The sequence below is a fragment of the Candidatus Didemnitutus sp. genome, assembly GCA_019634575.1.
Lineage (GTDB): Bacteria > Verrucomicrobiota > Verrucomicrobiia > Opitutales > Opitutaceae > Didemnitutus.
In genome coordinates this window covers 314,548-341,266 of the sequence record JAHCAY010000002.1, presented here as the reverse complement: position 1 = coordinate 341,266, position 26,719 = coordinate 314,548, and the positions used below count along the sequence as shown (strand labels likewise).

Genomic DNA, 26,719 nt, shown 5'->3' with positions numbered 1-26,719 from the left:
CGAGGAGCCGGCCGGTTGACTCCCGAAACTTGGAAAAATCGCCGGATGGCACGAGGACTAATTTTCTCCCGGCGAGCGGCGGCCGTGCCGCTGGTCAGACGGGGCCGGCCGCTGGTCAATCGCCGGTCGTGAGCGGCACGGAGCGAGGCAGCGTCCCGCCTGTCCCGATGCCATCGGTCACCTCCCATCCGCCCTTCACCTCGACGTCCCCGCGGGAACGGCCCGCCGAGCATGCAGCCGCGTATCGGCTCGAGGATCTCGGCGAGCTCGCGCCCGGCGTGCCGCTGTTGCCGGTGGCGTTGAACGACGCCGGGCAAGTCGCGCTCTACGGGCATCCCACGGAGCGCGTCGTGAAGCCCGATGCGGTGCGCGGCTTCGTGCGCGACAACGGTGCGCTGATCGAGCGCGCGAGCGTCGCCGGCGGCGTGCCGCTGACGAGCCTGAGCGGCAACGGCCTGCTCGCGGGCCAGCGGCGCGCGGGCGCGGGTCCGTTGCACGCGTGGGCGGCGCATCGCAACGGCTTCGGCGCGGAATTCTGGCCCGAGGCCGAGAGTTGCGCGGCCGGCGTGAACAACGTCGGCGAAGTGGCCGGCCATGTGACTTTCGTCTCAAACGGCCGCGTGCGCCGGCGCGTGTTCCTGCACGACGGCGGCGAGCCGCGCTTCATGCCGGTGCAGACCGGCGGCAACGCGGTCGCGATGGCGTTGAACGATTCGGGCACGGTGCTGGCGAATTGCGCGTGCGGGCTCTTCGAAACACAGTCGCAGATCGCGCTGTGGTGGGGCGACGCGGTGACGCTGATCAAGCCCGAGACCGGCGGCGGCCTCTGGGGCACGGCGCTGACGCCGGGCGGGCGCGTGTGCGGGCGCCTGATGACGCCGCAGGGCAACATCCACGCGTTCCTGCACGAAGGCGGGCGCACCTACGACTTGAACTCGGACGTGAGCCACCAGAGCGAGGCGCTCGCGGCCAACGACGCGCGCGTCGTGGTCGGGCGCTACATGGACGACAACGGACGCCGCGAGGCGTTTCGCTGGACACCGGCGGACGGCATGCGCGCGCTGGCGGATTTCGTGAACGGCGCGCCGGGCTGGCTCCTCCAAAAAGCGGTCGCCGTGAACGCCGCGGGCTGGATCGCGGGCACCGGTTTGAAGGACGGCGGGCTGCGCGGATTTTTGCTCATGCCGGTCAGCTGAGCACGCGCCGCCGTCCCGTCCGTGGGCGGCGGCGCGAACCGGCTCGCCCTGCGATGTCGTTTCGTTTTTCTGACGCCGTGCGCCCCTCCCACGCTCTCGCCTTTCTGCTCGCATTCATGGCTGCGGGGGCGGTGGCGGGGCGCGCGGCGCCAGCCGGCGAAACCGGCGTGCCGCTGGTGCGGAATTTCCCGCCGCGCGTGAACGGCGGGTTGAATCAGGTGTGGGGCGGCGTGTGTGCACCGGACGGGACGATGCTGTTCGGCAACTTCGACAGCGTGCTCGAATACGACGGCCAGACGTGGCGGCAGATCGCGGTGCCGAACAGCGCGCATGTGCGCGGCGTGGGCGTCGACGCGCAGGGGACGGTGTGGGTCGCGGGCGTGAACGAGCTGGGGCGCATCGACCGCGGGCCCGACGGCCGGCGCGTGTTCACGTCGTTGCGTGCGCTCGTGCCGAAGGAGGCCGGCGACCTCGGCACGCTCTGGCAGGTGCATGTGACGCCGCAAGGCGTGTGGTTCCAGGGCAACACGGCGCTGTTGCGGTGGCGCGAGGGGAAATTCGATTTCTGGCCGACGGGCGAACGCAGCATCGTGCTGTCGTTTTGGCTCGGCGATCACCTGCTGGTGGCGCTGACGCGCGGTTGGTTCAAACCGATCGAGGGCGGCAAATGGGAGGAGCTCGGCGATCCGGCGGACCGGCTCGGCAACTATTTCCCGCATTTCGCGGTGCCGCATCCGCGCGGCGGCTGGCTGATGGGACTCGAGGGTGAGCACGGCGTCGTGGCCGGTCTCGGGCGTTGGGACGGGAAAAAACTCACGCTCGAACCGCATCCGCTCGACGAGTTCTTCAAGGCCAAGCGGCTTTACGGCGGCGTGCGTCTGCCGGATGGGCGCTATGTGCTGACGACGCTGGGCGGCGGCGCGGTGGTGCTCGACCGCGAACTGAATTTCGTCGCGCTTCTGGATGAGAACAGCGGTCTGGAAACGAGCAGCACGATCAGCGCGACGCCCGATCAGCACGATGGACTGTGGATCGGGACCGAGTGGGGCGTGGCCCGCGCGCAACTGCATCCTGCCTACACATGGTTCGGTCCGGCCAACGGCGTGCGGCGGCACTCCTCGCCGACGCTCGCGCGCTGGCGAGGGCGGTTGTTGATGAGCGGACCGGATGGATTGCACCGGCTGGAACCGCCGGGCGTCGCGCCGGGTCCGGCCCGCTTCGAGCGCTGGTCGGCGATCCAGGACAAGATCTGGCAGATGACGCCGGCGGGAGACACGCTGCTCGTGGCCTCGCTCGGCGGTTTGTGGGAAATCGACGCGCAAGGCGCGCCGAAAAAAATCTCCGGGGTCACGAATCAGTTCGCCGTCACCGTCACGCACGCGTCGCCGGACGTGGCCTACAGCGCCTCGCTGCGCGGGACGTTCCGCTGGCGGCGCGTCGCCGGCGAGTGGAAGGAGTCCGGGCAAGTGAAGGAAGCGCGGGGCAGCTCGATCGTCGAGGACCGCGACGGCAGCGTGTGGCTCGGCACCGACAACCAGGGCGTGTGGCATCTTGCGTTTCCCGCGGAGCCGGGCGGGGCGGCGCAGGCGCAGGTTTTCGGTCGGGATGCCGGACTGCCGGCCGGAAAAATTTCGGTGCAGGAAGTGGCCGGCGCGCCGCTGTTCGTCACGGCGCAGGGGCTTTTCCGCTTCGACGCGGCCACGAAGGGCTTCCGGCCCGAGCCGGCGTTCGGGCGGCAATTCGCCGACGGCACGATGGCGGTGCGCGCGCTCGTGGAGGGGCGGCGCGGCGAGGTGTGGATCCTCGCGGCGAAGGCCGGGCTGCGCAATCCCAGCGAGGCGTTGCAGCTCGGCTACGTGCGCGACGGCGTGTGGATTCAGGTGCCGTTGCCCGAGATGGAGCGCGTTTCCGGCAATTCGGCGCTGTTTCTCGACGAGGAAGAGGGACGCGATGCGTTGTGGGTGATGGGCCCGTCGGCCTTGTTGCGCATCGATCTGAAACTGTGGCGGGCGAACGCGCCGGCCGCGCTGGGCGCGACGTTGTTGCGCGAAATCGCGCTGAACGACGGGCGGCACGCGACGCTGGCGGACGGGAAACCGGTGGAGATCGGCCCGGGGCGCACGACGGTGCGCTTCAGCTTCGGCGCGCCCGGCCTTGCGGGCGAAAGCGGCGCGCTCTACGAGACGCGGTTGAAGGGCTTCGGCGACAGCGTGCCGGAGCTCGATTCGCGCGGCGACCGGTCGTTCGCGAACCTGCCGCCGGGCGCTTACGTGTTCGAGGCGCGCGGGCGATCGAGCGATGGCCGCTGGGCCGAGCCGGCGACGGTGCCGTTCGTGGTGCGCGCGCCGTGGTGGCAGACGTTGTGGGCGGTGGCGGCGTATCTCGTGGCGGGTTCGCTGGCGCTGTTCGTCTACATCCGCTGGCGCATCCGGCGGCTGCTCCGCGAGCGCACGCGGCTGGAGGACGTGATCGCGCAGCGCACGGCGGAGTTGGCGCGCCAGAACGCGGAGCTCGAGCGGCTGCACCGGCTCGATCAGGACGAGAAACTCGCCGCGCGCCTCGCCGAGGAGAAGGCGCAGCTGGAGTTGCTGCGCTACCAGCTCAATCCGCATTTCCTCTACAACTCGCTCAATTCGATCCGCGCGCTGGTCTACGCGAACGCGGAGGCGGCGGGCGAGATGGTGACGCGGCTCTCGGAGTTCTGTCGCTGGACGCTGACGCGCGGCGGCGACGGCATGACGACGGTGGCGGAGGAGGTGGAAATGCTGCACGCCTACCTCGATATCGAGCGAGCGCGCTGGCAGGAGGGATTGCGCACGAGTGTCTACGTGGCCCCCGAAGCGCGCGCGGTGCCGGTGCCGCAGTTCCTGTTTTTGCCGTTGATCGAGAACGCGATCAAATACGGCGGCCGCACGAGTCCGAGCGTCCTCGAGGTGGCGGTCACGCTGAAGGTCGAAGGCGAGATTCTCGTCTGCGAAATCGCGAACACCGGCGCGTGGGTGGGCGAGAAATTCACCGCGCCCGCCGAGCTGAACGGCGATTCGACGCACATCGGGCTCGAGAACCTGCGCCGGCGACTCTCGCGTTACTACGGGCCCGCGTGCCGTCCACATATCGTGACCGAGGAAGGCTGGGTGCGCGTGCGGTTGCGGCTGCCGTTGCGGCCGCGCGCCGGCTCGAATCCGCCGGTGTGAGCGAGCGGCCCGCGACCGAGTTGAACCACGAATGGACACGCATTCACACGCATGAAGACCGGGACCAGGCAGGGTAACTGGACGAGCACGCGCCAGCGCGCCGACTCACAATGAGCGCGGCGCGGCGGGCTTTGCTGATCGACGATGAGCCGCTGGCGCGGCTCGAACTGCGGCGTCTGCTCGCTGCGCATCCCTCGATCGAGGCGGTGGGCGAGGCGGGCACGATCAACGACGCGCGCGCGCTGCTCGGGCGCGCCGACTACGATCTGGTGTTCCTCGACATCCAGCTGCGCGGCGGCAGCGGCTTCGACTTGCTCGATAGCGTGAAGCCGAACGCGCAGATCGTCTTCGTGACCGCCTACGATCGGTTTGCCCTGCGGGCGTTCGAGGTGAACGCGCTGGATTACCTGCTGAAGCCGGTCACGACCGCGCGCTTGAAGGCGACGCTGCAACGGCTCGGCGAGGCGCGCACGCTGGCCGTGGCGCCGGCGCCGACGGCGATCGCCGCGCCGGCGGCGACGGGGCAACGGCTGACGATGGACGATCGCGTGTTCGTGAAGACCGACGGCACGACGCGGTTCGTGCCCGTGGCGTCGATCTGCGCGGTGCGCTCGGCGGAGAACTACACGGAGCTCGTGCTCGAGGGCGGGCAGACGCTGCTGGTGCTGCGCACGCTGAAGTCGTGGGAGGAGACTTTGCCGGAGGCGCAATTCGTGCGCATCCACCGGCAGGTGCTGGTGAATCTCGCGCGGGTGAAGAAGATCGAGCGCAGCGGCGACGACGAGGTGGTGTTTCACCTCGATGTGCCGGTGTCGCCGCTCACCGCGAGCCGGCGAGCGCTGGCGGAGTTGCGAAACAAATTCGCGGCGGCGGGCCTCGAGGGATTGTTGCCGTAGGAGCGAGGGAGCGACGACGCGGGAGCTTTCCGGGCGCGCGCAGCGATCCGTGACGCGCGATGAGATCCAACGCGTGTCCTGTCAGACCCCCGACCGGGCATCGGAGAAAGCCGGATACCTTTTTTCAGGTGGTTAGCGGGGTGGTGGTGCGGCGATGGATCGGTAACCTCGCGGGACAAATGTCTTCGGAGGAGGCCGCTGGACGATGTTTGCGCCGCCATGAGCATTTCTCCCTCTGAATCGACCGACGAGATCGAGCGTTGGACCGAGCTGGCCCACGAGGCGCGGTATTCGATGAGCCGTCTGGCGCAGAAACTCCGGATGAACACGAAGCAGCTGCGGCGGCTGTTCCGCGAACGATTCAAGTGTCTGCCCAAGGATTTTTTCGACAGCGTGCGGGCGCGTCAGGCCGCTGCGGCGTCGCGTGCGGGATTTTCCGCCAAGGAGGTGGCGGACGCGTTTCACTACCGCGACGCGGCGCACCTCAACCACGCGTTGAAGAAGCACCTCGGCCTCACGCCCGCGCAATTGTGTCCGCGGCGGACGCGCTCGCCCTTCGCGACGGGAGCGGACGGGCCGCGCGAGGCCGCGCGGCGCGCGGGTATTTTTCTACAAGCGAAAGACACAAATCTACAAGGCGCGGACATTGGCTAACGGCAGGGGAGGCCCATGCTCGCGCGTGACGGTCGGGCCAGCCGTCGCCACGTCAACCCCCCACGAAGGAGCTCCCCATGCCTGTCTCCGGAAGAGAAATCGCCAGCTTGGATTTCTCGAATCTGATCGGCGGTCCGCTCGATGCGATCGTCCGCACCCAAGCCAAGTCGGCCATTACCACCGCCAACTTCATCAAGGAAGTCGGCTTCGACAAGGACGGGAACCTCATCACCGTCGACTTCAAATACAACAAGAAGAACGACGCGGGCAAAAACCAGGAATTCACCCTCACGGTGCCGTTCCTGACGATGCTGCCCGTGCCCTACATCACGATCTACGAGGCGGTGATCGACTTCAACGCGAAGATCACCTCGACCACGCAGACGCAGCTCGACACCTCGTCGGACTACGAGGGCGAGATGAGCGCGAGCGCGAAGTATTGGTTCTTCTCCGTCAACGTGACGGGAAAAACCTCCTCGAAGAAAAAGACCTCCTACACGGACCAGGAAGAGCGGTCGTTCGACATGCACATCCGCGTCGAAGCCCGCAATCAGGACATGCCGGCCGGCACCGACCGCCTCCTGACGATCCTCGAGGAAGCCATCGGCGAAAAGAAAGGCCCGAAGATCGTCATCGCCAAGGTCGTCTCCGGCGGCGGCTCCACCACGTTGAAGCTCGATGCGCCCGCCAGCGACCTCGAGAAGATCAAGGCGAACTACGGCTTCAGCTACAGCGGCGCGCAATACAAGCTGACGCCCCCGACACAGGCCGGCGGCGACTTCACCGTCGCGCCCCAAGCCCCGGCCGCCCTCACCGGCCAGACCATCGAAATTGCCCTGCCGGAGTGAACCGGCCCCCCTTCAACCTGAGTTACAGGAGATCCAGCCATGCCCGTTTCCGGTAACGAGATCGCCAGTCTCGATTTTGCGAACCTCATCGGTGGCCCCCTCGACGCCATCATCCGCGCGCAGGCCAAGTCGGCCATCGCCACGACCAACTTCATCAAGGAGGTCGGCTGCGATCGCAACGGCAAGGTGGTGAACGCCGAGTTCGCCTATACGCGCCGCGACGACGACGGCGGCACGCGCCGCTTCAGCCTCACCGTGCCCTTCCTCGCGATGGTGCCCGTGCCTTACCTCACCGTCAGTGACGCCCTCGTGGAGTTCAACGCGAAGATCACCTCCACCACCGAGAGCAAGAGCGAGGAGAATACCGCCACCTCCGGCTCCTTCAGCGCCAGCGCGAAGTTCTGGTTCGCGTCGGTCAGCGTCTCCGGCAAGGCGTCCACCGCCAAGAACACCAGCCGCTCCGACAAGGAGGAACGGACCTTCGACATGAAGATCCTCGTGCGCGCGAAAAACCAGGACATCCCCGCCGGCACCGAGCGCCTCCTCACGATTCTCGAGCAGTCGCTGCGCGAGTCGAAAGGCAGCTTGGTCGTGCCGATCACGATCGTGAGCAAGGACGCCCAGAACAAAGCCATCGTCACGCTCGAGATGGAGGACGTGCAGGACCTGAAGAACGCGATCGCCAAGGCCGGCGCGACCGCGCTGCCCCTCGCGAAGTGGCCCGATCCGGCCTCGACGCAGACGCCCAAGGCCGAAGTGACGGCCAGCATCCCGTCCGGTGCCACGCTCACGCCCGACACGCAGAACGCCACGCGCCGGCTCAGCGTCACGCTCGACAAGGAGGTGCCCGACTCGCTCGTCGGCACCACCGTCGAGGTGCGCTACACGACGTGACGCCGAGACGAGAGTCTGCGTTTCCCGCGAGCGCTCCGCCCGCCACTGGTCACGGTGGCGGGCGCGACGTTGCCGGACGCCGCTGAGCCGCGCCGGGCGCCGCGGACGATGTTCATCCCGCATTTCCCATGGCCGAAAAAATCCCCCCCGCCACCAAACTCTCCGAAGTCATCGGTGGACTCGTGGCCAGCATCGCGCACGCCCGCAGCGTGGCCGACGCCGAGGCCCTGCGCATCGCCCACCGCTACCGGCAACACGAGCTGCTGAAGGGCCTCTCCGTGCCGCGCCTGCGCATCCGCAACGTCAGCATCAGCCTGCCGGTGATTCTCACCTCCACGATTCCTGGCAACGCCGCCGTGGCGAACACACCGAAGGAAATCGCGCGGATCGCCGGCGACGCCTTTCAGCAAGCGCTCAGTTGGGCGAGCGAATCGCTGCGGGACCAGCGGCAGCTGAAAAACCTCTCACCCGAGGAGCGGAAATGGCAGGGCCGGTTCGAGCGCCTGATCCCGTCCGTGATGTCGGCCAACGCGCCGGCGCTGCTGCGCGAATCGCTCGACGGCGAGATCCAGCAGACGCTCAACGGCCTTTCCCTGTCCGAGGCGGGCGGCGCGCCGGCCGACGCGGCGATCCGCGACGCCGTGGCCGCCACCACGGAGCGGGTGGTGCGCGGATTGATCGAGGAGGTTTGCCTGCGCTACCTGCATGACCGCTTGGATCAGGAGCGCGGACGACTGGCCCCGAATGAGAAAGCCGGAGACGACTTCGACGAAGGGCGCGCGCGGAAGTTTGCCGACGAGGTGTTGAATCACGAACTGGTGAAGAAGCTGATCGACAACCTCCGTCTCGCCGCCCAGCAGGCCGCCGTGCTCAAGCCGACCGTCGCCCCGGATTTCGAGGTGTCGGTCAACACCGACGACATCAAGAACACCGGCGGTGGACCCGATGCCGTCACCCGGCTCAATCTCCTCCTGCACGAAGAAGGACTCGAATGGATGACCGGGTCGCAGGACGGCAAGGAGACGACGACGCTCGGACCCGAGTGACGCCATGATCCTCTGCGTGCAGCAGGAAAAACTGGGCGAGCGTCTCGCCACGCTGCGTCCGCTGATGGACAAATATCAGCGTGGCGAGCCGACGTTCCCGAGTGAGGCGTTGAAGTGGCTCGACGAGGCGGAGAAGGCGATGGGCACGCTCCGCCTGCCGGAAGGCGCGGAGATGTCGGCGCTGCGCGGACGCATCCTGCGCGCGGCGGATGCGCTGCCGGCCGAGGACGGGCACCCCTCCCGCGCGGCCATGCGCCGGGCGCAGCAGGCGGCGGCCGCCGAGGCGTTGACGCGGGCGGAGGAAGTGTTGCGGCAGCGCGTGACCGCCGCCGAGGAGCGGTTGAAATTCTTCGAGGAGAAATTGTGCGAAGGTCTGACGGCCTTTGTGGTCCAGAACGGCATGCCGCCGCGCACCACCGAGCATCAGGCGTCGCTGCTGCGCATTTGGGAACTCCTCCGGCAATTCTCCGCGACGCGCCCGCTCGCCATCTACATGAGCGCTTCGCTTTCGCAAACCGACCGCTGCTACCTGCTCGATCGCGTCCTGAGCCGGATCGACGAGGGCGCGGAGGTCTCTCCCGGCGCGGCGTAGACTCGCTGCGACCACACCCTTCTTTTCGTCCTCAACCCTCGACCCCCTCCAGCCATGGCCAAACACGGTGGACGCCATCTCGTCATTCGCTGCAGCTGCACGACCGCTGCCGGCGGCTACTACACCGCGCGCAAATACGAATATCCGTTTCCGAACGACAGCCTCAACCGGAGCCTCATCGCGCAGGCCAAGAGCGAATACATCGAGGACGAGAACATCGAACCCGGCGACCGCGATCGGATCACCACGACCACCAGCATCCGCAACAATCGCTGAGCAAGCGCAGCTCTCTTTGCGACGCGCGACGCTCGACGGCGAAGAAGCGAGGAGCGTTCACCGTGGCGTGGGGATGAACTCCGGTCCCAATCAAGCGTCGCGATCAAGTGAATGCGTCAGCGTGTTTGGACGCCGGGCGTCGAACCGATCCCCGGCAATAGTCGCAGCGCAGTTTCCAGAGCGAGATCGCGTCCAGCGCAGATATCGGCGAGCGTCAGACAGGGTGCGGTGACATCGGGTGCGACGCCGTGGCTTTCGAGGCGCTGGCTGGCCGGGTCGACGAAGTCTCGCTCGGACACTTTCAGGTGGCCGCCATCGGGCAGGCGGTGCGTGAACGCCTCGACGACCGAGCCGGCGGTGCGCTGACCAATCAGGGTCGCGCGACGATGCCATTGCAGTGCCCGAGCGAAAATCTCCGCGGAGCTGGCCGTCGTTTCGCCGACGAGGACAACCACTTTCCCCGAGTAGGGCGCGGAAAAGGTCGGCAGCGTATCGAGCGGCTGGGGTTTTCCTGAGCGGTCGATTACCTCGCCCAAACGCCGCCCTTCCGCGAAGAAGAGGCGCGCCGCCCGCTGGAGCGAGATCGATGCGCCGCCGGTGTTTTCACGCAGATCGATGATCACCGCGGGAACCGCGAGGTGGTGCTGCAGTTCGCGGCCGAGCCACGAAACCGACTCAGGGGTGAACTCGTCGAAGCGCAGGTAGAGAACGCCGTCGGCGACGAGTCGTGCGTCGGTGCGCACATCGTCCAGGGGCAGGAGCGTCGGCGAAAGGGTCAGCGCGCGTGGTTGGTCGTGTTCATCGAGAAACGAAAGGTGGATGGCTTGTTCCGAGTAGCGCAGGGAGTCGAGCTCGATGGGGTTCGGTGCGAGAATACGCCAGCCGACGCGTATGCCGGCGGCTTCGGCCGGACTTCCGCGGAGGACCTCCGTCACTGTCCGACTGGCGGCCAATGTGCGCTCGCGGAATCCGAAGCCAATCGCGTGGTGTTGGCGCTGCTCATGAACCTGTCGCGGCGAAATCGCGCAAACATGGCGGTCGTGCAATTCGGCAGCCATGCGGTTGAGGATGCCGTAGAGTTCCTTCTCGTCTCGGGCGGCGGCGGCTTCGGGACGGTAACGGCTGCGCAGGGATGGCCAGTCGACGCCATGGAGTGCGGCGTCGAAATACTTGTCGTTCACGAGCGACCAGACGCGGTCGAAGACGGCGAGGTTAGCCGCCGAGCAGTCGGTGCCGCCTCGTGTGTCAGGTTCGCGATACGCGGTCGGTGGCGTGGCGCAACCCGCGAGGAGCAGTGAAGCCGCGAGTGCGAGGACGTGACGAAGATCGGTGCGATCAAGAAGCACGCAGGGACAGAAAATCGCCACGCGGCCCGGCCGGCAAGCGCAGCGTGGGCGATCAATCGTCCCCGGTTGCGACTCGTGGCGGTGACGAGGCGATGGGGCAACCGGCGTGCGATGCGGGCGTCAGGCCGTCTCGACGAGGTCCTTTTCCACGCGGAGGTTGTCGATGATAAAGTCCTGCCGCTCGGGCGTGTTCTTGCCCATGAAGAAGGCGAGGAGTTCCTCGGAGCTGTAGAGGTGGTTCAGGTTCACCGGTTCGAGGCGGATGTTCTCGCCGATGAAGTCCTTGAACTCGCCCGAGGAGATTTCGCCGAGGCCTTTGAAGCGCGTGATCTCGTGGCTGGCGCCGAGTTCGGCGATGGCGGACTGCTTCTCGCGCTCGTCGTAGCAGTAGATCGTCTTGCGCTTGTTGCGGACGCGGAAGAGCGGCGTCTCGAGGATGAAGAGGTGGCCGTTGCGGATGAGGTCGGGGAAGAACTGGAGGAAAAACGAGATCAGCAGCAGGCGGATGTGCATGCCGTCGACGTCGGCGTCGGTGGCGATGACGATGCGGTTGTAGCGCAGGCCGTCCATGCCTTCCTCGATGTTCAGCGCGGACTGCAGGAGGTGAAACTCCTCGTTCTCGTAGATGACTTTCTTCGAGAGGCCGTAGGTGTTGAGCGGTTTGCCCTTCAGGGCGAACACGGCCTGCGTCTGCACGTCGCGGCAGGAGGTGAGCGAGCCGGCGGCGGAGTCGCCTTCGACGATGAAGAGCGTGCTCTGCTCGGCGCGCTCGTTGCGGTCGCCGAGGTGGAGGCGGCAGTCGCGGAGCTTGCGGTTGTGGAGCGAGGCCTTCTTGGCGCGTTCGCGGGCGATGTTGCGAATGCCGGCGAGTTCTTTGCGCTCGTGCTCGTTCTCCTCGATCTTGCGCTTGATGGTTTCGGCGACCTCGCGGTTCTTGTGCAGGTAGACGTCGAGCGACTGCTGCATGAACTTGCCGACGAATTCCTTCAGGGTCGGGCCTTTCGGGCCCATGTCGGTCGAACCGAGTTTGGTTTTCGTCTGCGATTCGAAGACGGGTTCCTGCACGCGGACGGCGACGGCGGCGTCGATCGACTGGCGGATGTCGGCGGCGTCGAAGTCCTTCTTGAAGTGATTGCGGAGGGTCTCGACGAGCGCCTCGCGGAAGGCGGCGAGGTGCGTGCCGCCCATCGTGGTGTGCTGGCCGTTGACGAAGGACCAATACTCTTCGCCGTAGTGGTTGCCGTGCGTGAAGGCGACTTCGATGTCTTCGCCTTCGAGGTGGATGATCGGGTAGAGCGGCTCGCCGGAGAGTTCCTTGGTGAGCAGATCCTTCAGGCCGTTCTCCGAGCGGAACGGTTTGCCGTTCAGCGTGAGCGTGAGGCCGCGGTTGAGGAAGGCGTAGTTCCAGAGCATGTCCTCGATGAACTCGAGGCGGAAGCGGAAGTCGGCGCCGAAGAGCTGCGCGTCGGGCGTGAACTCGATCAGCGTGCCGTTGCGCTCGTCGGACTTCGTGACCTTGGACTGCGACTTGAGTTTGCCCTTCTCGAATTCGACGACCTTGGTCTCGCCGTCGCGGAAGGCCTGGGCGCGGTAGCTGAGCGCGAGGGCGTTGACGGCCTTCTGGCCGACGCCGTTGAGGCCGACGGCTTTTTGGAAAGTCTCGGAATCGTATTTCGCGCCGGTGTTGATGATGGAGACGCAGTCCACGAGTTTGCCGAGCGGGATGCCGCGGCCGTAGTCGCGCACGCGGATGTGGCGGCGCTCCTCGTCGATCTCGACTTCGATCTTCCGGCCGGCGCCCATGGTGAACTCGTCGATCGAGTTATCGATCGTTTCCTTGAGCAGGACGTAGATGCCGTCCTCGGCGTGCGTGCCGTTGCCGAGCCGGCCGATATACATGCCGGGGCGGAGGCGGATGTGCTCGAGGGAGCTGAGGGTCTTGATGCTGGCTTCGGTGTAGTTGGACGCCATTTTTTCGGAGGACGGAAAACGGAGGACAGGGATCGAACGACGGCCGCGGCGAGCGCCGGATGGGCGCGCGTGGACGTCGCGCAATCTACAGAGGGCCCGCACGGCGGCGTGGCAAGCCGTCAGTGTCGGGCAGGGTCTCGCGGGTAGCCGCGGGCGAGCGACGGTGTGACGAGACGGGAAGCGGCGCTCGGGCCGGAACTCAGCAGGCCAGGTAGCGGACGCGCGCGAAGAGGGGCTTGTCGAGGCCGATGCCTTCGACGCTGCCGGGCGAGAAACCCACCGGGCACATGATCGTAATGTAGCGGCCTTTCGGAGCGTGGATCACGATGTGCGAAGCGCTCATCGCGACGACTTCCTCTTCATCGAACGGAGAGGGGGCCGGCGAAGGAGCGGCTGAAGTGGCGGCGGGTTCTTGCATGATGGGCCGGCCTTTGCATCGGCAAAACTCCGAGGGAGTTTAGGGGATTCTAGCGCGGCGTGGTCGGTTAGACGAAGTGTCCCTCGGGTGCCGGAGCCTTGGCGCGCGGAGCGGGGACGGCCGGCCGTGAAGCGTGGGCGGCTTTTGCGGCTGGCTTGAGGGCGCTTGAGAGCGGGGCGGCGGACGTGAGGGTGGGGGCCGCGAGGTCGCCGCCGATGATGCGGCGGAGGTCCGCAATGGCCCGATCGAGGGCCTGAGTCTGAGAATCGAGCTCGGCGGCGGCGGCGGCGGTCTCTTCGGCGTGGGCGGCGTTGCCTTGGGTGACGCGGTCCATGTCGGACACCGCTTGGTTCAGTTGGTGAATGCCGGTGTCTTGTTCGCCTGAGGCGTTGGCGATCTCGGTAATCAGGGTTTCGAGCTCGCGCACCTGCTTCTGGATTTCATCGAAGCTGCCGGCGACGTCGGTGCTGATTTGCACGCCGTGCTGGCTCTTTTGCACGCAGTCGTCGATTTTCGCGGCGGTTTCCTTGGCAGCGGTGGCGCAGCGCTGGGCGAGGGCGCGGACTTCCTCGGCGACGACGGCGAAACCGGCGCCCGCTTCGCCGGCGCGGGCGGCTTCGACGGCGGCGTTGAGTGCGAGGATGTTCGTCTGGAAGGCGATTTCGTCGATCGTCTTCAGGATCTTGGTGATGTCCTGAGTGGCGTGTTCGATGGAGTGCATGGCGCCCTGCATCTGCTGCATGCGTTCGTGTCCGGCGTCGGCGGCGTGCCGGGCAGTGCCGGCGGTAGCGCGGGCGGCGCTGGCGTGGTCGGCGTTGCGCTTGGTCATCGAGGACATTTCTTCGAGTGACGCGGAGGTTTCCTCGAGGGAGGCGGCCTGGACGCTGGCGCCTTCAGCGAGGCCGGTGCTGGCGCCGGAGATCTGGTGGGCGGCGGCGTTGGTCTGGGTGGACGCGTCGCGGATGCTGGTGATCGAGGCGGTGAGTGGCGCCACGACGAGGCGGCGATTGAGGATGTAGAAGCCGAGGCCCATGAGGGCGGTGATCGGCAGCACCCAGGCGAGGCTGTGGAGCATGCCGGCGCGGACGACTTCGTCGACGTGGGTGAAATCGGTTTTGAGCACGAAGGCACCGTGCACTTCGCCGGCTTTCCAATTTTCCATGCGGAAGCCGAGGAAGTCCTTGCCGTCGCCACTGGCGCTCTTGGCGGGATCGCCGTGGCAGGTGAGGCAGTCTTGCGTGAGTTTGATCGGGCGGGCGTAGACGATCTCGTTGGCGGCGCGGTCGACGCGGACGAATTCGTTCAGCGTGCCGCTCTCGAGCTGGCGGAGGATCTCGGCCTCGGCCGGCGTCGGGTTGTTCTTCGGGTTGCGCGCGCCGTTCTTCGGCACGCGGAATTCGTAGCCAGCCTGGTTGGCGGCCTTGGCGATGGCTTCCCACGCGGCGACCACCGGGATGGTGCGATAGAGGGTGGAGCCACGGAGGTCGCCCGTGGCTTTGTATTCGGCGAGGAGTTTGGGGCGATCGAAGGCGCCGCCTTCGCCGAGTTTGGAGATGCTTTCGCGGACGTTCTCGGCTTCGACGACGGCGGCCCGCATGGTGTCGAGCGTCAGCGCGACGCCCTGTTTTTGGATGATGTTGCGCTGGACGAGCAGCGCGCTACCGACGGTGAGGAGAATGGCGATGATGCTCGCGAGAACGATCTTGGTTCCGAGTTTCATGGGGCAGTGGGGTGGGGCTGGTCGCTAGGTCCGCTGTGTGAATATCGTGCCGTGAGCGGGCGCGCTCATGTCACAGAATGGTCACAAGCGGGAAATATCCCCGCTCTCGGTAGGGCTTTGTCCGAGATCCTCGCGCGAGGCTCGCGCGATCAGGCGGCGGTGGGCGGGTGCCCCGACAGGAGGGCAGCATCCGGTGTCCCCCGACGACCGGATGCTGCATTGCCCCTGTCAGGCAAAATGAACCGGGGCCGTCGCGGCGCCCGGAAGCGAAAGGGAGCCCGCCAGCGCGGTGGCGGACGACACTCGCGCCCCGCCGTGCAACATGCCCGCGCGCGGCGCTCCTTCGGCGCGAGTGGAAAGTGAGACCGTCCCGCGTCCGGTGTTTCGGGCCACGGCCGGCGTGGCGTCCGGGAGGACGCAGCGAGCGAGGGCGATAAGGCCGGAATACATGGCGACAGGATGGGCAGGGTGACGCACGCGCGAGACGGGCGTTAAAATCTACTCGAAATAGCGGCCCGTTCGCGGACATCCTGTGTCACGAGCTTGTCACAAAGCTCTCAACTCGCGTGGGCCCGCGACGATGCTCATCCCTAAACGATCGGGTCAGCCTTGAATTCCCTGCTTCTCATCGACGACGACGCGGTGCTCCGCGACACGACGGCCGAGGTGCTGCGCCGCGCCGGCTACACGGTGGCGGAGGCGGCGGACGGCCAGCAAGGCGTCGCCGCGGTCGAGCGCGCGGCGCCCGATCTCGTGCTGCTCGACATCGATATGCCGCGGCAGAACGGCTGGCGCACGCTCCAGGAACTGCGCGACCGCGGTTTTCGCGGTGGCATCATCATGCTGACCGGTGCCGACGGCACCGACGAGATCGTGCGCGCGCTGAGCAGCGGGGCGGACGATTTCGTGAGCAAGCCGTGCGCATTTCGCGAACTGCTCGCGCGGGTGAACGCCGTGCTGCGCCGGGCGCGCGGGACCAAGCAACAGGAAGTGCTCCAACTCGGCGCCGTGCGGATCGACCTGGCGGCCCGCACCGCGGAGAAGGACGGCCAACCGCTCGCGCTGACCCAGATCGAGTTCAAGTTGCTCGAGCAGCTGGGGGCCAGCCGCGGTTGCGCGGTGCTGCGCGATGAGTTGTTGAAGAAGGTGTGGGGCTACTCGTCCACGGCGGCGACCCGCACGGTCGACACGCATGTCTGGCGGCTGCGCCAGAAGATCGGCGACGACTCCGGTGACCCGCGCTGGATCCGCACGGTGCCCGGCGGCTATCGGCTCGTCGACGCCGGCGGTGAGGCGGACTGAGCGGCGGCGGTCGCGGCTTGCGGCGGGGCGCGACTCGGGTTTGCTCGGTCTCGCCATGAAAAAGCTCCTGCTGATCGTCCTCGTGCTGGTCGTCGTGCTCTATGTCGGCGCGACCTTCTTCCTCGGCTCTATCGTCAAGGCCGGCGTGAACGCCTTCGGGCCGAAGCTCACGCAGACGAAGGTGGAGCTCGCCGGTGCGTCCATCTCGCCGCTCACCGGCTCGGGCACGCTTACCGGGCTGGCGGTCGGCAATCCGAAGGGTTGGTCCGAGCGCGATGCGTTCAAGCTCGGCAAGGTGCACGTCGCCATCCGGCCGTTGTCGCTGCTCGGTGACCACATCGTGATTGAGGAGATCACGGTCGATGGGCCGGAATTCCTCTACGAGACCAAGATCGTCTCGAGCAACATCAAGGACCTGCTGAAGAACATCGAGGAATTCTCCGGCGGCAAGAACCCGGAGGCCAAGCAGCCGGTGGCGAAGGACGGCAAGCCGATCAAATTTGAGATCAAGAAATTCCGCCTGACCAACGGCGTGGCGCGCCTCGGGGTCGGTGCCGCGGCGGTGCCCGTGCCGCTGCCGCCCATCTCGATCGACAACCTCGGCACAAAGGAAGGCGGCATCACGCCGGACCAGGCGGCGGGCGCGATCATGCGCAATGTGCTCGGCGGAATCGTGAGCGGCACCGCGGAGGCGTTGAGCAAGACCGCTGGCACCATCGGCGCCAACACGGTCGAACAGACGAAGGATGCGGCCAAGAAAGCTGGCGAAGGCATCAAGAAACTGTTCGGCGGAAAACCCTGAGCGGACTCGCGCGGCCGGGTGGGCGTCGATCTCCGCACCGACGCGTTTGTCGCCGGTGCGGGAACCGGCGACCACTCTTCGGCTCGCCCGGTGAGGAGCAGCGCTTGATTCCAACTTCGTGAGGGCGTCCCAGCGTGCGGCACGCCCAGCGGTTCTGTCGGGAGGCTCCGGCGCGGCGGAGGGCTTCAGTGTGGCCGGTAGGTGACGCGCGCGTAGACTGCTTTCTTCGGGTCGACGGTTTTGACGCTGGTCGCGTTGAAACCGGCCGGGCAGAGCACTGCGACGTGTCCGGGCGGGATGGATTTTCCGGCGGGCGGCGTTGGTTTGGCGGAGGCCGGGTGAGGTTGAGGAGCGAGCGAACCGGACATTGCAGGCGTGAAGGGAAAAATGATGGCGGCGGGAGGAGAGATGAGCGCGTCAGGCGTCGACGAACGCCTCGGCGTGCGCCGGCGCGGCGTGGCGGACGGGCTTCACCGGCGACGGGGCGCGGCGAGCGGCGGCGACGGGGCGCGTGCTGATGGCGTTTGGCGTCGGCGATTTTCCGTCGGTGCGAGCCGGGCCGCCGATGAGCTGGAGCAGTTCGTGGACGAGGTGCTGGACCTCGGCGGATTGTGCATTGAGTTCCTCGGCGGCGGCGGCGGATTCCTCGGCGGCGGAGGCGTTGCTTTGCGTGACCTTGTCCATCTGCGACACGGCGTGGTTCACCTGCACGATGCCTTGGCTTTGCTCGGAGGAGGCGGTGGCGATCTCGCCGACGAGGGAGTCGACGCGGCGTGCGCGGTCGACGATTTGTCCGAGCGAGTCGGCGACTTTGCCGGAGATGCGGACGCCGTGTTCGCTCTTGTTGACGGAGTCTTCGATCTTGCCTGCGCTCTCCTTGGCGGCGGTGGCGGAGCGTTGGGCGAGGGCGCGCACTTCCTCGGCGACGACGGCGAAGCCGGCTCCGGCCTCGCCGGCGCGGGCGGCTTCGACCGCGGCGTTGAGCGCGAGGATGTTCGTCTGGAAGGCGATCTCGTCGATCGTCTTCACGATCTTGGCGATTTCGCCGGAGGAGAGCTTGATGGCGTCCATCGCCGATTTCATCTCGGTCATGTCCGCGGCGCCGGTGTCGGCGGCGGTGCGGGTTTGCGCGGAGAGGTCCTTGGCCTGGCTGGCGTTATCGGCGTTGCGCTTGGTCATCGAGGACATCTCCTCGAGCGACGCGGAGGTTTCTTCGAGGGAGGCGGCTTGCTCGCTGGCGCCTTCGGCGAGGGATTGGGAGGAGCTGGAGACCTGGCCGGCGGCGGCGGCGGTTTGTTCGGCGCCGGCGGCGAGGCGCGAGGCGATGGAGTGGAGCGCGCGGTTGGTGGAGCGAGTGATGAACCACGCGATGCCGACGGCGGCGACAATCGCGAGGATGAGTCCGCCGACGAGGAGTTTCTTCCCGCTCCAAGCGGCCTCGGTGATGCTTTGGACGCCGTTTCCGAGATTCGATTCGTTGAAGGCGATGAGCTTGTTCAGCTGACCTTCCAGCCGCGCGAAGATCGGCTCGATGCCGTCGTCCATGATCTTGAGCGTCTCCTGCGCGCGTCCGCCGTCGACCATGGCCATGATCTCGGCGGCGGCGGTGGAGAAGTCGCGGTAGTCCTTCTGCAACTCCTCGAACATGGCGCGGTCGTCCGCGGCGGTGATGGTGACGTCGTAGGCGGCGAGCACCTTTTTGACGTGTTCGATCTGCGTGTTGTATTCCGCGGCGATTTTGGGGCGATCAGGGGTGAAGATGTATTCGCGGAGCAGGCCGAGCTGGTTTTCGAACTCCGCGTTGATCTTCAGGATGGCGACCGTGCCGGGCACTGGATCGTTGGCCAGGTAGGCGCCGGCGGAAGATACGGCGAAAAAGCGATTCAAGGAGATGGCTCCCAGCGCCAGTGTGATGGCGATGACGGTGGCAAATCCGAGGGAGATGCGTTGGGCGAGGGAGAGCGATTTCATGGGGATACGGTGGGACCGGGCACGAGGGCGTGCCGACACGTCGCTCCTGATTCTTGCCCGCCTGGAACGAGCCCGGATCTGGCGGTCGTGCTGGGGCACACCGCAACGTTACCTTTGTTATCGGTCAGGTCCGCGCGGAACTTTAGAAGTCATCCGAAAGCAGCGCTTTGCTGAAATGGCAGACAGCGATCCCGGTCGCTGCCTCAGGGGGCAATGGGCGTGTGCAAGCACGCGGCCTGCGGTGGAACCCAGTTTTAGGACAGCCTCGCATCAGAAGATGCGCTGAGGCGGACCGCGCATGTAGTCCGACGGACCCAGACGCGGCGCGCTCAGGCGGAGACGCGGGCGGTGTCCAGCGTTTGCTGGAGGCGGCGGCGGAGTTCGCCGAGGTCCTTGGAGCGGAAGCTGTGCTTCGTGCGTTCGAGGACGGCGATGGCTTCGGCGACGGATTCGCGGAGCGGGCCGACCAGCGTGCCGGTGCGCGGCACGGTCGATTGGGCCTGGAGTTGCTGGGCCAGTCGCAGGAGGTGGTCTTGAAGTTGTTGGTCCTGTCCGCCTTCGCTGTTGCGGGCGGCGACGAGCAATTGGGCGGTGGCGTGCGAGAGGTCGACCAGGGCGCGCTGTTGCCGGCGGTTGTCGACGATGCCGGTCACGAGTTCGCGCAGCATGACGAGATTCAGCGGCTTCACGAGGTAACCGGCGACGGAGAGATTGGCGGCGCTGAGAGTCGATTCCAGCTCCGGATTGCCGGTCATCATGATGACGGCGGGCGACGTGTCCTGGGAAACGATCTGGCGGACCCAGCTGAGCTGGCGGTTGCCGGGCAGATGCACGTCGCAAATGATGGCGTCGAAGGTCGCGGTCGAGAGCGCGACATCGGCTTCGGCAGTGGAGGCCGCCGTGGTGCAATGGGCACTGCAATGCAGGCACCAGCCCTCGAGCATATCTCGAGTGAGCTGATCGTCGTCGATAATGAGGATACGCGAGGATTTCATGGCCCTTCGGACAGATAAGGGTGACCGATTCCTCCCATCGGTGGGAATCCGGAGAACTTTAGGGCAAAGACTCCTGCCGGCCTGGCCGGCTAAGCGACGGGAAAGCCGCAGTGGAACGTGGTGCCTTGACCGACTTCGGTCTCGAGCTCGACGAAGCCGCCGTGACGGCGCACGAGGCGCAGCACGGTGGCGAGGCCGAGGCCGGTGCCTTTCCCCTTGGGCTTGGTGGTGAAAAACGGGTCGAAGAGGCGCGCACGGACTTCGGGCGGGATGCCGGTGCCGTGGTCGCGCACGGTGAGCACGACGTAGTCGCCGGCGCGGACGTCGGGGCCGAGGGCGGGGAGTTCCGCGGGCGTCAGCGTGCGCCGGGTGACGGCGAGTTCCAGCGCGCCGCCGTCGGGCATGGCGTCGCGGGCGTTCACGCACAGGTTCATCAGGACTTGGTGAATCTGGGTCGAGTCGGCGCGGATGGCGGGGAGGTGCGGCTCGGCGGTGAAACTGACTTCGAAGTGCCCGCCGAACGATTCCTTCACGAGCGTGGCGACTTCGCCGGCGACCTCGGCCGGGCTGGTGGTCTCGAGCGGGCCGTCGCTGCCGCGCGCGAAGTGGAGCAGCTGGCGCAGCATGCCGGCGCCGCGTTGGACGGCTTTCTTGATGTTGTCGAGGTGTCGCGGGAGGAACTTGCCGGAGGGATCGAGCTCGATGAGTCCGGCGCTGCCGCCGATCGCGGCGAGGATGTTGTTCATGTCGTGCACGACGCTGCCGGAGAGCTGGCCGAGCAGCTCGATGCGTTGCGAGCGCAGCAGCTGCGCTTCGAGGTTTTTCTTCTCCGTGAGATCGCGCACGTGGTATTGCAGGAGGGTGCGGTGCTCCCACGGCACGTAGCCGGCGGTGACTTCGACGATGGTGGGCTGGGCACGGCCGTGGAGGAGCTCCAGCTCGGTCGGGCGCAGGGTGGGGGCCGGGCCCGAGTCGTGGCGGAGCCGGGCGGCGTGCTCGGTGGAGAAATATTCGAAGAAGTTGGGCAGCGCGGCGTGGGTCGATTGGACGAGGTGCGTGAAGGCGGAGTTGCGGAGCACGATCGTGCCGTCGAGCTCGGCGAGGACGATGCCTTCGGCGGAGTGCGTGATGGCGGCCTCGTAGCGGGAGGATTCCTCGTAGAGGCGGCGGTAGCGGTTGAGGCGCGAGATGGTGCGGAGGCGGATGCGGAGCTCGACGGCGTCGAAGGGTTTGGTGAGGAAATCGTCCGCGCCGGCATCGAGGCCCTGGAGTTTCGATTCGCGATCGTCGAGGGCGGTGAGGAGCAGGATGGGGACGGTGGCGAGTTCGGGGGTGGCGCGCAGGCGGCGGCAAACTTCGAAGCCGTCCATGTCGGGCATCATGACGTCGAGCACGATGGCATCGGGATGCTCCTTCCCGGCCAGCGCGAGGGTGCTGGCGCCGTCGGGTGCGGTGAGGACGCGATGGCCCTCGGGCTCGATGACGTTGCGGAGGAGGGCGAGCGCGCGCGGCTCATCGTCGACGACGAGAATGGTGGATTGGGGTTTCATGGTTTGACGGGTCGGATGAGCGCCTCGGCGACGTGGCGGGCGAGCTCGCGCAGGTTGACGGGTTTGCTGAGATAGGAAGTGGCGCCGGCTTCGAGGCAGCGGGTGCGGTCCTCCAACATCGCGAGGGCGGTGACAGTGATGATGGGGATGTCGGCGGTGCGCGGGTCGGCGCGGAGGCGGCGGGTGGCGGTGAGGCCGTCCATCCCGGGCATCTGGACGTCCATGAGGATGAGGTCGGGGCGATCGGCGAGCGCGGCGGCGATCGCTTCCTCGCCGTTGCGGGCGAGGGTGAAGCGGCACGCGGCGAAGATCGGGCTGCGCTGATAGATGAGGACGTTGGTGTCGTTGTCCTCGGCGATGAGGACGTGCGTGCCGGCGGGAGCGGCGTAGGCGGGGGAGGATGCGAGGGCGGGGGCGCGTGGCGCGGGCCGTTCGGCGGCGCGCATCGGCAGGATGACGGAGAAGCAGCTGCCCTGGCCGGCGGCGCTTTCGAGCGTGATGCGGCCGCCGTGCAGTTCGGCCATGCGACGGGCCAGCACGAGGCCGAGGCCGGTGCCGCCGTGGCGGCGGTTGAGGGCGCCGTCGATTTGCTGGAAGGGTTGGAAGAGGCGCGCCTGTTGCTCGGGCGTGATGCCGATGCCGGTGTCGCTGACGCGGAAATGGACCTCGGCCGGCGCGGTGTGAGGCACGACTTCGAAGCGCACGCGGCCGCCGTCGGGCGTGAATTTCACGGCGTTCGAGAGGAGGTTGACGAGGATCTGCTTCAGGCGGCGCGAATCGGCGGCGATGGGCGGGAGGTCCGCCGGGCAGGCGAATTCGAGGGTGTGCTGCTTGCGCTGGGCGGCGTTGCGGACGAAGCGGAGGCTGGCTTCGCAGGTGCCGCGCACGTCGGTCTCCTGGATGTCGAGTTCGAGTTTGCCTGCCTCGATCTTGGAGAGATCGAGGATGTCGTTGATGAGGGCGAGGAGGTGCCGGCCGCTTTCCTCGATCGCGGCGACGCTTTCGTGCTGGCGCGGGTTGAGTTCGCCGAGCGTGCGTTCGAGGAGGACCTCGGACATGCCGAGGATGACGTTGAGCGGTGTGCGCAGCTCGTGGCTGGTGCTGGCGATGAACTCGCTCTTGGCGCGGTTGGCGGACTCGGCTTGCTGGCGGGCTTCCTCGAGCTGCTCGGTGCGCTGGCGGACCTTGTCGTCGAGGTGGAGCAGGACCTGGCGGAGCTGCTGGTGGGTTTTGCTTTGTTCGTGGAGAGAGATGGCGAGCTCGCGATTGGCGCGGCTGAGCAGCAGGGCCGCCTCATGGGCGGCGAGCCCGAGCTCGGCGAGTTCGCGCGAGGCGGACGAGATTTCGAGGGGAAAGGGGGCGGCCGTCTCCTGGCGCGCGAGCGCCTGGATGGAGGTGACGAGCCGGTTGAGCGGGCCGGTGACGTCGGCGGCGGTGATGCGGGCGAGCACCAAGGCAAGGCCCACCGCGATGCCGGCGGCGACGAAGGTCGCCAGATAGTAGGCGGCGATGAGCCGTTGCGTGCTCCAGATCGGCTCGGTCAGGTAGACCTGCCAGCCGCAGCCAGGCACGATCGCGTGGGCGACGACGTAGCGCTCCCGGCCGTGTGCGGCCGAGGCGAGATCGACCGTGTAGGCGGCTTCGCCGGCGCGCTGGCCGGCTTGCACCACGGGATCGCCGGTGAGGTCGGTCAGCGCCGGGTGCACGAGCACGCCGTTGCCCGCGACAGCGCGGCCGGTGCGATCGAGGAGGAGGAGACTGCGCCCGCGCAGGTAGCCGGGCGGAGGTTTGATATCGAGGAGGGCGTTGAGTTTGAGCGAGCCTTCGAGGAGGAGCGTGGGCTGGCCGCGTGCGTCGAGCACCGGCTCACTGACGGCGACGATCAGATCGCCACCGAAGCCGCGGCCTTGGAAAACCTCGCTCATGAACGGCCGGCCGCTGGCCATGGGCTCGCGAAAATAGGCGCGGTCGGCGATGAAGACGCCGCGATTTGCGATTGGCTCGCCGGTCGCGCTGGTGGCGGGCGCCGCGGCGATGATCTCGCCGTGCGCGTCCGCGGCGAGCAGGGTGAGGAAGCCGCCGAACTCGCGGCGCACCGTCTCGAGACGCTGGGCGATTTCCTCGGGTGCGGCGTTCGCGCCGGTCTGGCGCACCGCGAGTGCGAGCGCGCGCTGGTGGGCGCCGAGGTCGTTGGCGATGTCGCGGGCGGCTTCCTTGGCATCGCGGGTGAGTGCGGCCTCCGCGACACGGCGCAGCGTCTGGTCGAAGTCGCGGCCGACGACGATGGCGAGGACGGCGATGGAGAGCGCCACGATCACGCCGAAGCGCTGGAAGAGCACGCGTTGCAATGGCAATGCCGGCTCGTTCGAGATCGTGCCGAGCCAGCGTCGTCCCCACGGGCTGTGGTAGACCGGCACGGCCAGCATGATCATCAGCAGGCTGTTCGCGGGATACTTGAGGACGATCGCCCAGTTGCTCGGGAACGGAAAATCCGACAGTGCGAAGATGCCCACCGCGACCAGCGGGATGCCCACGCACAGCCAATAGGCGGCGCTGGCGCGCAGTCTCCCTCGCAGCAGCGGCGTCAACCAGCCGACGAACAGCGGCTCCAGGCCGAAGCAGAGCAGGCCCCACGGATGACCCCACGAGAGCGGAGTGAGGCCGAAGGCAATGACGGCCGCCAGCGTGCCCGGAAGTCCGCCGAACGCGTAAGTCACCAGCAACGGCAGCCAGCCGCCAAAGATGAGCTCGGTGCCGCCGAAGATCGGCAATCCGAATTGGTTAATGCCCAAGCCCGCCATGCCCGCCACGAGCGAGCATAGCCACGGCATCACGCGGTTGCGGGGCACGGATGAATGAGGCAATGCTCCCATATCGGCTGGCACGGTCCGCAGCTTGAGGCAAAGCGACGCGCAGCGCAATTGATGTATCCGATGCGGCGTGCAGGCACTGTGCAGTCCGGGGCCGGCCGGGACGTTGACCGCGGAGCGCACGTCGTAACGCTCCGACCGTGAAAATCACCTATTATCTGGAAGTGACGTCATCATGGTGCCACTGGGTCGAGCCGACCTGGGCGGAATTGCAGCGGCGCTACGCGGGCCGGGCGGAGTTCGGATGGAAGATCGCGCTGATGGACGCGGGTGATTTTCCCACGAGCCACGCGCAATACGACTGGTTCCTCGAACGCTCCAGCGCCGTCATGCAGTCGCCGGTGGTGTTGAAATCCACTTACTACGATCTTCCGACTCCCGGCGCTTATCCGGCGGCGTCGGCGGTGGCCGAGGCCGCCCGCGAGCTCGGCGTGACGGGCGACGAGGTGCGCGTGGCGCTCTCACGTGCGGCGTATCGCGAGGGGCTGCCCGTCGGCCGGCTGGACGTGGCTGTCGCCGTGGCCGCGGCGGCAGGCGGTCTCGACGCGACGATCCTGCGTGCGCGAGCGCAGACGCCGGAAATCGCGGAGCGCCTGCGGGCGACGACGGCGGAGTTCCACGCGCTCGGCGTGGCGCAACGTCCGGCCTTCGTCCTCGAGAGCGCGATCGGTGATCGCGCGGTTTTCTCCGGTATCGTCCGACTCGATCCGTTCGTGGCGACATTCAAGGCGATGCTCGCCGATACGGCGGCTTATGCGGAGTTCGGCCGGCGGCGGCCGGGACCGCCCGCGTGACAGCGCGCTTTTTGCCCTCAGGGGACGCGCGCAAGAATTGCATAGTCAATTTGCGCGGGGTGTTCACCAACCGATGCGAGGCGGCGCACGCGCGTTTCAGCTACTGTCACACGGATGTTGAAATCACTGACAACTACCCCCCGCATCCTCGGCAGCGCCCTCGCGGCGCTCCTTCTTACCGTTTCCGCCGCCGCTGCAGAGCAGACCGGCTGGAATGTGCGCGTCGGCGCCACCTATGTGAGCATGGCCGACAAGTCGGACGCCTTCTCGGCGCTCGGCATCAATTTCGCCGCCGACTCCGTCAGCGTGCAGAGCAAGCTGATCCCCGAGTTCGATGTGAACTATGTGTTCAACGCGAACTGGTCGGCCCATGTGGTTCTCACCATCCCGCAAAAGCACGAAGTGAAGCTGGCCGGCGTCGGCAAGCTCGGCACGTTCCAGGAACTGCCCCCGCACTTCATGGCGGTGTATCACTTCAACGGCACGGAGGCCTTCAAGCCCTACGTGGGCGCCGGCGTGAACTTCACGCTGATCTGGAATACCAAGCTCAGCGTCGCGGGCGTGCCGCTCGCACTCGAGCACAACAGCATCGGCCTCTCCGGGCAGGTCGGCTTCGACTACGATCTCGGCAACGGACATTACCTCAATGTCGATCTCAAGAGGACCGCGCTCCGCAGCGACGTGTCGGCCGGCGGTTCCCGCCTGACGACCGCGCAGCTCGATCCGTGGATCTTCTCGGTCGGTTACGGCTGGAAATTTTGACGGGAGGGAACCTTTGAGCGCAGTGTAACTGCGCACCAAACGACAGGGCGGGCAGCGTGGAGCCCGCCCTGTTCGTTTGGTGAGGCCGGAAGCGCCAGGTGCGACGGGCGCGGGGCGGCGAGTTCGCATTGCCGCGGTTCGCCGCGATGAAAACCAAACCGCCACCGACTCCGCACAACGGTGCGGCGCGGGTGGCGGTCAGTCGAAACGCAGTTTCGAATTCAGCGCGGGCCGCTCAGGCGGTCTGCACCTCGGCAACTTTGCGATAACGCGTCGGCGGGATCTTGAAGCGGTGGCCGGAGTCCAGGTCGGTGAAGATGTGCCATTCGCCGTGGTCGGCGTTATGGACGAACACCTCGAGCACTTTTCCCTTTTCGTAGGCGTATTCTTCCATGGCGAACTCGTGATCGGCGTGCTCGATCGCCTCTCCGAGTTCACCGCTGTGTGGTTCCGTGATCTCGATTTTCCAAGTCATGGTGGGCAAGCGGGGTTGAAGCTCTTGCGTCGATGACGGGGCGCTTGGTCCGCCGGGGTCGCGTTCTTTCGCACGGTCCCGGTAAGCGTCTCGGGCGCGAGGGAGAGGTTGCGCAACTTCACCGCGCGGTCAAGCGCGCCGCCTGCG

The 26,719-nt window shown here is 67.0% G+C and carries 23 protein-coding genes; 13 read left to right on the top strand and 10 right to left on the bottom strand.

Annotation, left to right across the window (positions count from 1 at the left end; genetic code table 11):
* Nucleotides 1-167: 167 nt before the first annotated feature.
* From KF715_16540 to KF715_16500, 9 genes are all read left to right on the top strand, one after another.
* On the top strand, nucleotides 168-1,196 hold the full coding sequence (locus KF715_16540; protein ID MBX3738305.1) for a hypothetical protein: 1,029 nt from the start codon (nucleotides 168-170) through the stop codon (nucleotides 1,194-1,196).
* 77 nt (nucleotides 1,197-1,273) lie between these two features.
* Nucleotides 1,274-4,390 carry a histidine kinase gene (locus tag KF715_16535; GenBank protein MBX3738304.1) on the top strand — a complete coding sequence of 1,039 codons (3,117 nt, stop codon included), beginning with the start codon at nucleotides 1,274-1,276 and terminating at the stop codon, nucleotides 4,388-4,390.
* Between the two features lie 110 nt (nucleotides 4,391-4,500).
* On the top strand, nucleotides 4,501-5,286 hold the full coding sequence (locus KF715_16530) for a response regulator transcription factor (protein MBX3738303.1): 786 nt from the start codon (nucleotides 4,501-4,503) through the stop codon (nucleotides 5,284-5,286).
* 219 nt (nucleotides 5,287-5,505) lie between these two features.
* Nucleotides 5,506-5,940 carry a helix-turn-helix domain-containing protein gene (locus KF715_16525; protein MBX3738302.1) on the top strand — a complete coding sequence of 145 codons (435 nt, stop codon included), beginning with the start codon at nucleotides 5,506-5,508 and terminating at the stop codon, nucleotides 5,938-5,940.
* 77 nt (nucleotides 5,941-6,017) lie between these two features.
* The gene (locus tag KF715_16520) at nucleotides 6,018-6,788 is read left to right on the top strand and encodes a DUF2589 domain-containing protein (protein ID MBX3738301.1); all 771 of its coding nucleotides are present in this window, start codon (nucleotides 6,018-6,020) and stop codon (nucleotides 6,786-6,788) included.
* Nucleotides 6,789-6,827: 39 nt separating this feature from the next.
* Nucleotides 6,828-7,682 carry a DUF2589 domain-containing protein gene (locus KF715_16515; GenBank protein ID MBX3738300.1) on the top strand — a complete coding sequence of 285 codons (855 nt, stop codon included), beginning with the start codon at nucleotides 6,828-6,830 and terminating at the stop codon, nucleotides 7,680-7,682.
* Between the two features lie 128 nt (nucleotides 7,683-7,810).
* The gene (locus KF715_16510; GenBank protein ID MBX3738299.1) at nucleotides 7,811-8,728 is read left to right on the top strand and encodes a hypothetical protein; all 918 of its coding nucleotides are present in this window, start codon (nucleotides 7,811-7,813) and stop codon (nucleotides 8,726-8,728) included.
* A gap of 4 nt (nucleotides 8,729-8,732) precedes the next feature.
* A complete protein-coding gene (locus KF715_16505; protein MBX3738298.1) occupies nucleotides 8,733-9,320 on the top strand; it encodes a hypothetical protein in 588 nt (195 codons plus the stop codon).
* A gap of 54 nt (nucleotides 9,321-9,374) precedes the next feature.
* Nucleotides 9,375-9,596 carry a hypothetical protein gene (locus KF715_16500; GenBank protein MBX3738297.1) on the top strand — a complete coding sequence of 74 codons (222 nt, stop codon included), beginning with the start codon at nucleotides 9,375-9,377 and terminating at the stop codon, nucleotides 9,594-9,596.
* A 116-nt stretch (nucleotides 9,597-9,712) separates the two neighbouring features.
* Here KF715_16500 and KF715_16495 read toward each other — a convergent pair whose 3' ends face one another.
* From KF715_16495 to KF715_16480, 4 genes are all read right to left on the bottom strand, one after another.
* Nucleotides 9,713-10,942: a hypothetical protein gene (locus tag KF715_16495; protein ID MBX3738296.1), complete on the bottom strand. Its 1,230-nt coding sequence runs from the start codon at nucleotides 10,940-10,942 to the stop codon at nucleotides 9,713-9,715.
* 120 nt (nucleotides 10,943-11,062) lie between these two features.
* Nucleotides 11,063-12,913 carry a type IIA DNA topoisomerase subunit B gene (locus KF715_16490; GenBank protein ID MBX3738295.1) on the bottom strand — a complete coding sequence of 617 codons (1,851 nt, stop codon included), beginning with the start codon at nucleotides 12,911-12,913 and terminating at the stop codon, nucleotides 11,063-11,065.
* Between the two features lie 199 nt (nucleotides 12,914-13,112).
* Complete coding sequence (locus KF715_16485; GenBank protein MBX3738294.1) at nucleotides 13,113-13,331, bottom strand: hypothetical protein; 219 nt, start codon at nucleotides 13,329-13,331, stop codon at nucleotides 13,113-13,115.
* A 67-nt stretch (nucleotides 13,332-13,398) separates the two neighbouring features.
* Complete coding sequence (locus KF715_16480; GenBank protein MBX3738293.1) at nucleotides 13,399-14,493, bottom strand: hypothetical protein; 1,095 nt, start codon at nucleotides 14,491-14,493, stop codon at nucleotides 13,399-13,401.
* A gap of 1,167 nt (nucleotides 14,494-15,660) precedes the next feature.
* On the opposite strand from KF715_16480, the gene KF715_16475 reads away from it, so the two are divergent.
* Both KF715_16475 and KF715_16470 read left to right on the top strand, forming a co-directional pair.
* The gene (locus tag KF715_16475) at nucleotides 15,661-16,353 is read left to right on the top strand and encodes a response regulator transcription factor (GenBank protein MBX3738292.1); all 693 of its coding nucleotides are present in this window, start codon (nucleotides 15,661-15,663) and stop codon (nucleotides 16,351-16,353) included.
* A 55-nt stretch (nucleotides 16,354-16,408) separates the two neighbouring features.
* Nucleotides 16,409-17,155: a hypothetical protein gene (locus tag KF715_16470; GenBank protein MBX3738291.1), complete on the top strand. Its 747-nt coding sequence runs from the start codon at nucleotides 16,409-16,411 to the stop codon at nucleotides 17,153-17,155.
* Nucleotides 17,156-17,340: 185 nt separating this feature from the next.
* Here the strand turns inward: KF715_16470 and KF715_16465 are convergent, their stop codons facing one another.
* The 5 genes from KF715_16465 to KF715_16445 form a co-directional block, all read right to left on the bottom strand.
* Entirely contained in the window at nucleotides 17,341-17,523 is a 183-nt protein-coding gene (locus KF715_16465) for a hypothetical protein (GenBank protein ID MBX3738290.1), read from the bottom strand.
* Nucleotides 17,524-17,572: 49 nt separating this feature from the next.
* Nucleotides 17,573-18,745, bottom strand: a complete 1,173-nt coding sequence (locus KF715_16460) for a hypothetical protein (GenBank protein MBX3738289.1) — start codon at nucleotides 18,743-18,745, stop codon at nucleotides 17,573-17,575.
* Nucleotides 18,746-19,455: 710 nt separating this feature from the next.
* Nucleotides 19,456-20,121, bottom strand: coding sequence for a response regulator (locus tag KF715_16455; GenBank protein MBX3738288.1), 666 nt, complete (start codon nucleotides 20,119-20,121; stop codon nucleotides 19,456-19,458).
* 89 nt (nucleotides 20,122-20,210) lie between these two features.
* Nucleotides 20,211-21,671 carry a response regulator gene (locus KF715_16450; protein MBX3738287.1) on the bottom strand — a complete coding sequence of 487 codons (1,461 nt, stop codon included), beginning with the start codon at nucleotides 21,669-21,671 and terminating at the stop codon, nucleotides 20,211-20,213.
* Entirely contained in the window at nucleotides 21,668-24,520 is a 2,853-nt protein-coding gene (locus KF715_16445; GenBank protein MBX3738286.1) for a response regulator, read from the bottom strand. Before KF715_16445 ends, KF715_16450 begins: the two co-directional genes overlap by 4 nt.
* Nucleotides 24,521-24,681: 161 nt before the next feature.
* Between KF715_16445 and KF715_16440 the strand changes: the two genes are divergently transcribed.
* Complete coding sequence (locus tag KF715_16440; protein MBX3738285.1) at nucleotides 24,682-25,335, top strand: DsbA family protein; 654 nt, start codon at nucleotides 24,682-24,684, stop codon at nucleotides 25,333-25,335.
* Between the two features lie 114 nt (nucleotides 25,336-25,449).
* Nucleotides 25,450-26,097: an OmpW family protein gene (locus KF715_16435; protein MBX3738284.1), complete on the top strand. Its 648-nt coding sequence runs from the start codon at nucleotides 25,450-25,452 to the stop codon at nucleotides 26,095-26,097.
* A gap of 235 nt (nucleotides 26,098-26,332) precedes the next feature.
* On the opposite strand, the gene KF715_16430 is transcribed toward KF715_16435, so the two are convergent.
* Nucleotides 26,333-26,572 (bottom strand): hypothetical protein, encoded by a 240-nt coding sequence (locus KF715_16430; GenBank protein MBX3738283.1) that lies wholly within the window; start codon nucleotides 26,570-26,572, stop codon nucleotides 26,333-26,335.
* Nucleotides 26,573-26,719: the final 147 nt, after the last annotated feature.

Bases quoted from the DNA above. Each gene is read 5' to 3' on its own strand.
- KF715_16485 (MBX3738294.1), bottom strand. From the start codon at position 13,331: ATGCAAGAACCCGCCGCCACTTCAGCCGCTCCTTCGCCGGCCCCCTCT.
- KF715_16465 (MBX3738290.1), bottom strand. From the start codon at position 17,523: ATGTCCGGTTCGCTCGCTCCTCAACCTCACCCGGCCTCCGCCAAACCA.
- KF715_16520 (MBX3738301.1), top strand. From the start codon at position 6,018: ATGCCTGTCTCCGGAAGAGAAATCGCCAGCTTGGATTTCTCGAATCTG.
- KF715_16510 (MBX3738299.1), top strand. From the start codon at position 7,811: ATGGCCGAAAAAATCCCCCCCGCCACCAAACTCTCCGAAGTCATCGGT.
- KF715_16435 (MBX3738284.1), top strand. From the start codon at position 25,450: ATGTTGAAATCACTGACAACTACCCCCCGCATCCTCGGCAGCGCCCTC.
- KF715_16515 (MBX3738300.1), top strand. From the start codon at position 6,828: ATGCCCGTTTCCGGTAACGAGATCGCCAGTCTCGATTTTGCGAACCTC.
- KF715_16540 (MBX3738305.1), top strand. From the start codon at position 168: ATGCCATCGGTCACCTCCCATCCGCCCTTCACCTCGACGTCCCCGCGG.
- KF715_16450 (MBX3738287.1), bottom strand. From the start codon at position 21,671: ATGAAACCCCAATCCACCATTCTCGTCGTCGACGATGAGCCGCGCGCG.
- KF715_16470 (MBX3738291.1), top strand. From the start codon at position 16,409: ATGAAAAAGCTCCTGCTGATCGTCCTCGTGCTGGTCGTCGTGCTCTAT.
- KF715_16455 (MBX3738288.1), bottom strand. From the start codon at position 20,121: ATGAAATCCTCGCGTATCCTCATTATCGACGACGATCAGCTCACTCGA.
- KF715_16460 (MBX3738289.1), bottom strand. From the start codon at position 18,745: ATGGCCATGGTCGACGGCGGACGCGCGCAGGAGACGCTCAAGATCATG.
- KF715_16525 (MBX3738302.1), top strand. From the start codon at position 5,506: ATGAGCATTTCTCCCTCTGAATCGACCGACGAGATCGAGCGTTGGACC.
- KF715_16500 (MBX3738297.1), top strand. From the start codon at position 9,375: ATGGCCAAACACGGTGGACGCCATCTCGTCATTCGCTGCAGCTGCACG.
- KF715_16430 (MBX3738283.1), bottom strand. From the start codon at position 26,572: ATGACTTGGAAAATCGAGATCACGGAACCACACAGCGGTGAACTCGGA.
- KF715_16505 (MBX3738298.1), top strand. From the start codon at position 8,733: ATGATCCTCTGCGTGCAGCAGGAAAAACTGGGCGAGCGTCTCGCCACG.
- KF715_16490 (MBX3738295.1), bottom strand. From the start codon at position 12,913: ATGGCGTCCAACTACACCGAAGCCAGCATCAAGACCCTCAGCTCCCTC.
- KF715_16480 (MBX3738293.1), bottom strand. From the start codon at position 14,493: ATGGAAAATTGGAAAGCCGGCGAAGTGCACGGTGCCTTCGTGCTCAAA.
- KF715_16530 (MBX3738303.1), top strand. From the start codon at position 4,501: ATGAGCGCGGCGCGGCGGGCTTTGCTGATCGACGATGAGCCGCTGGCG.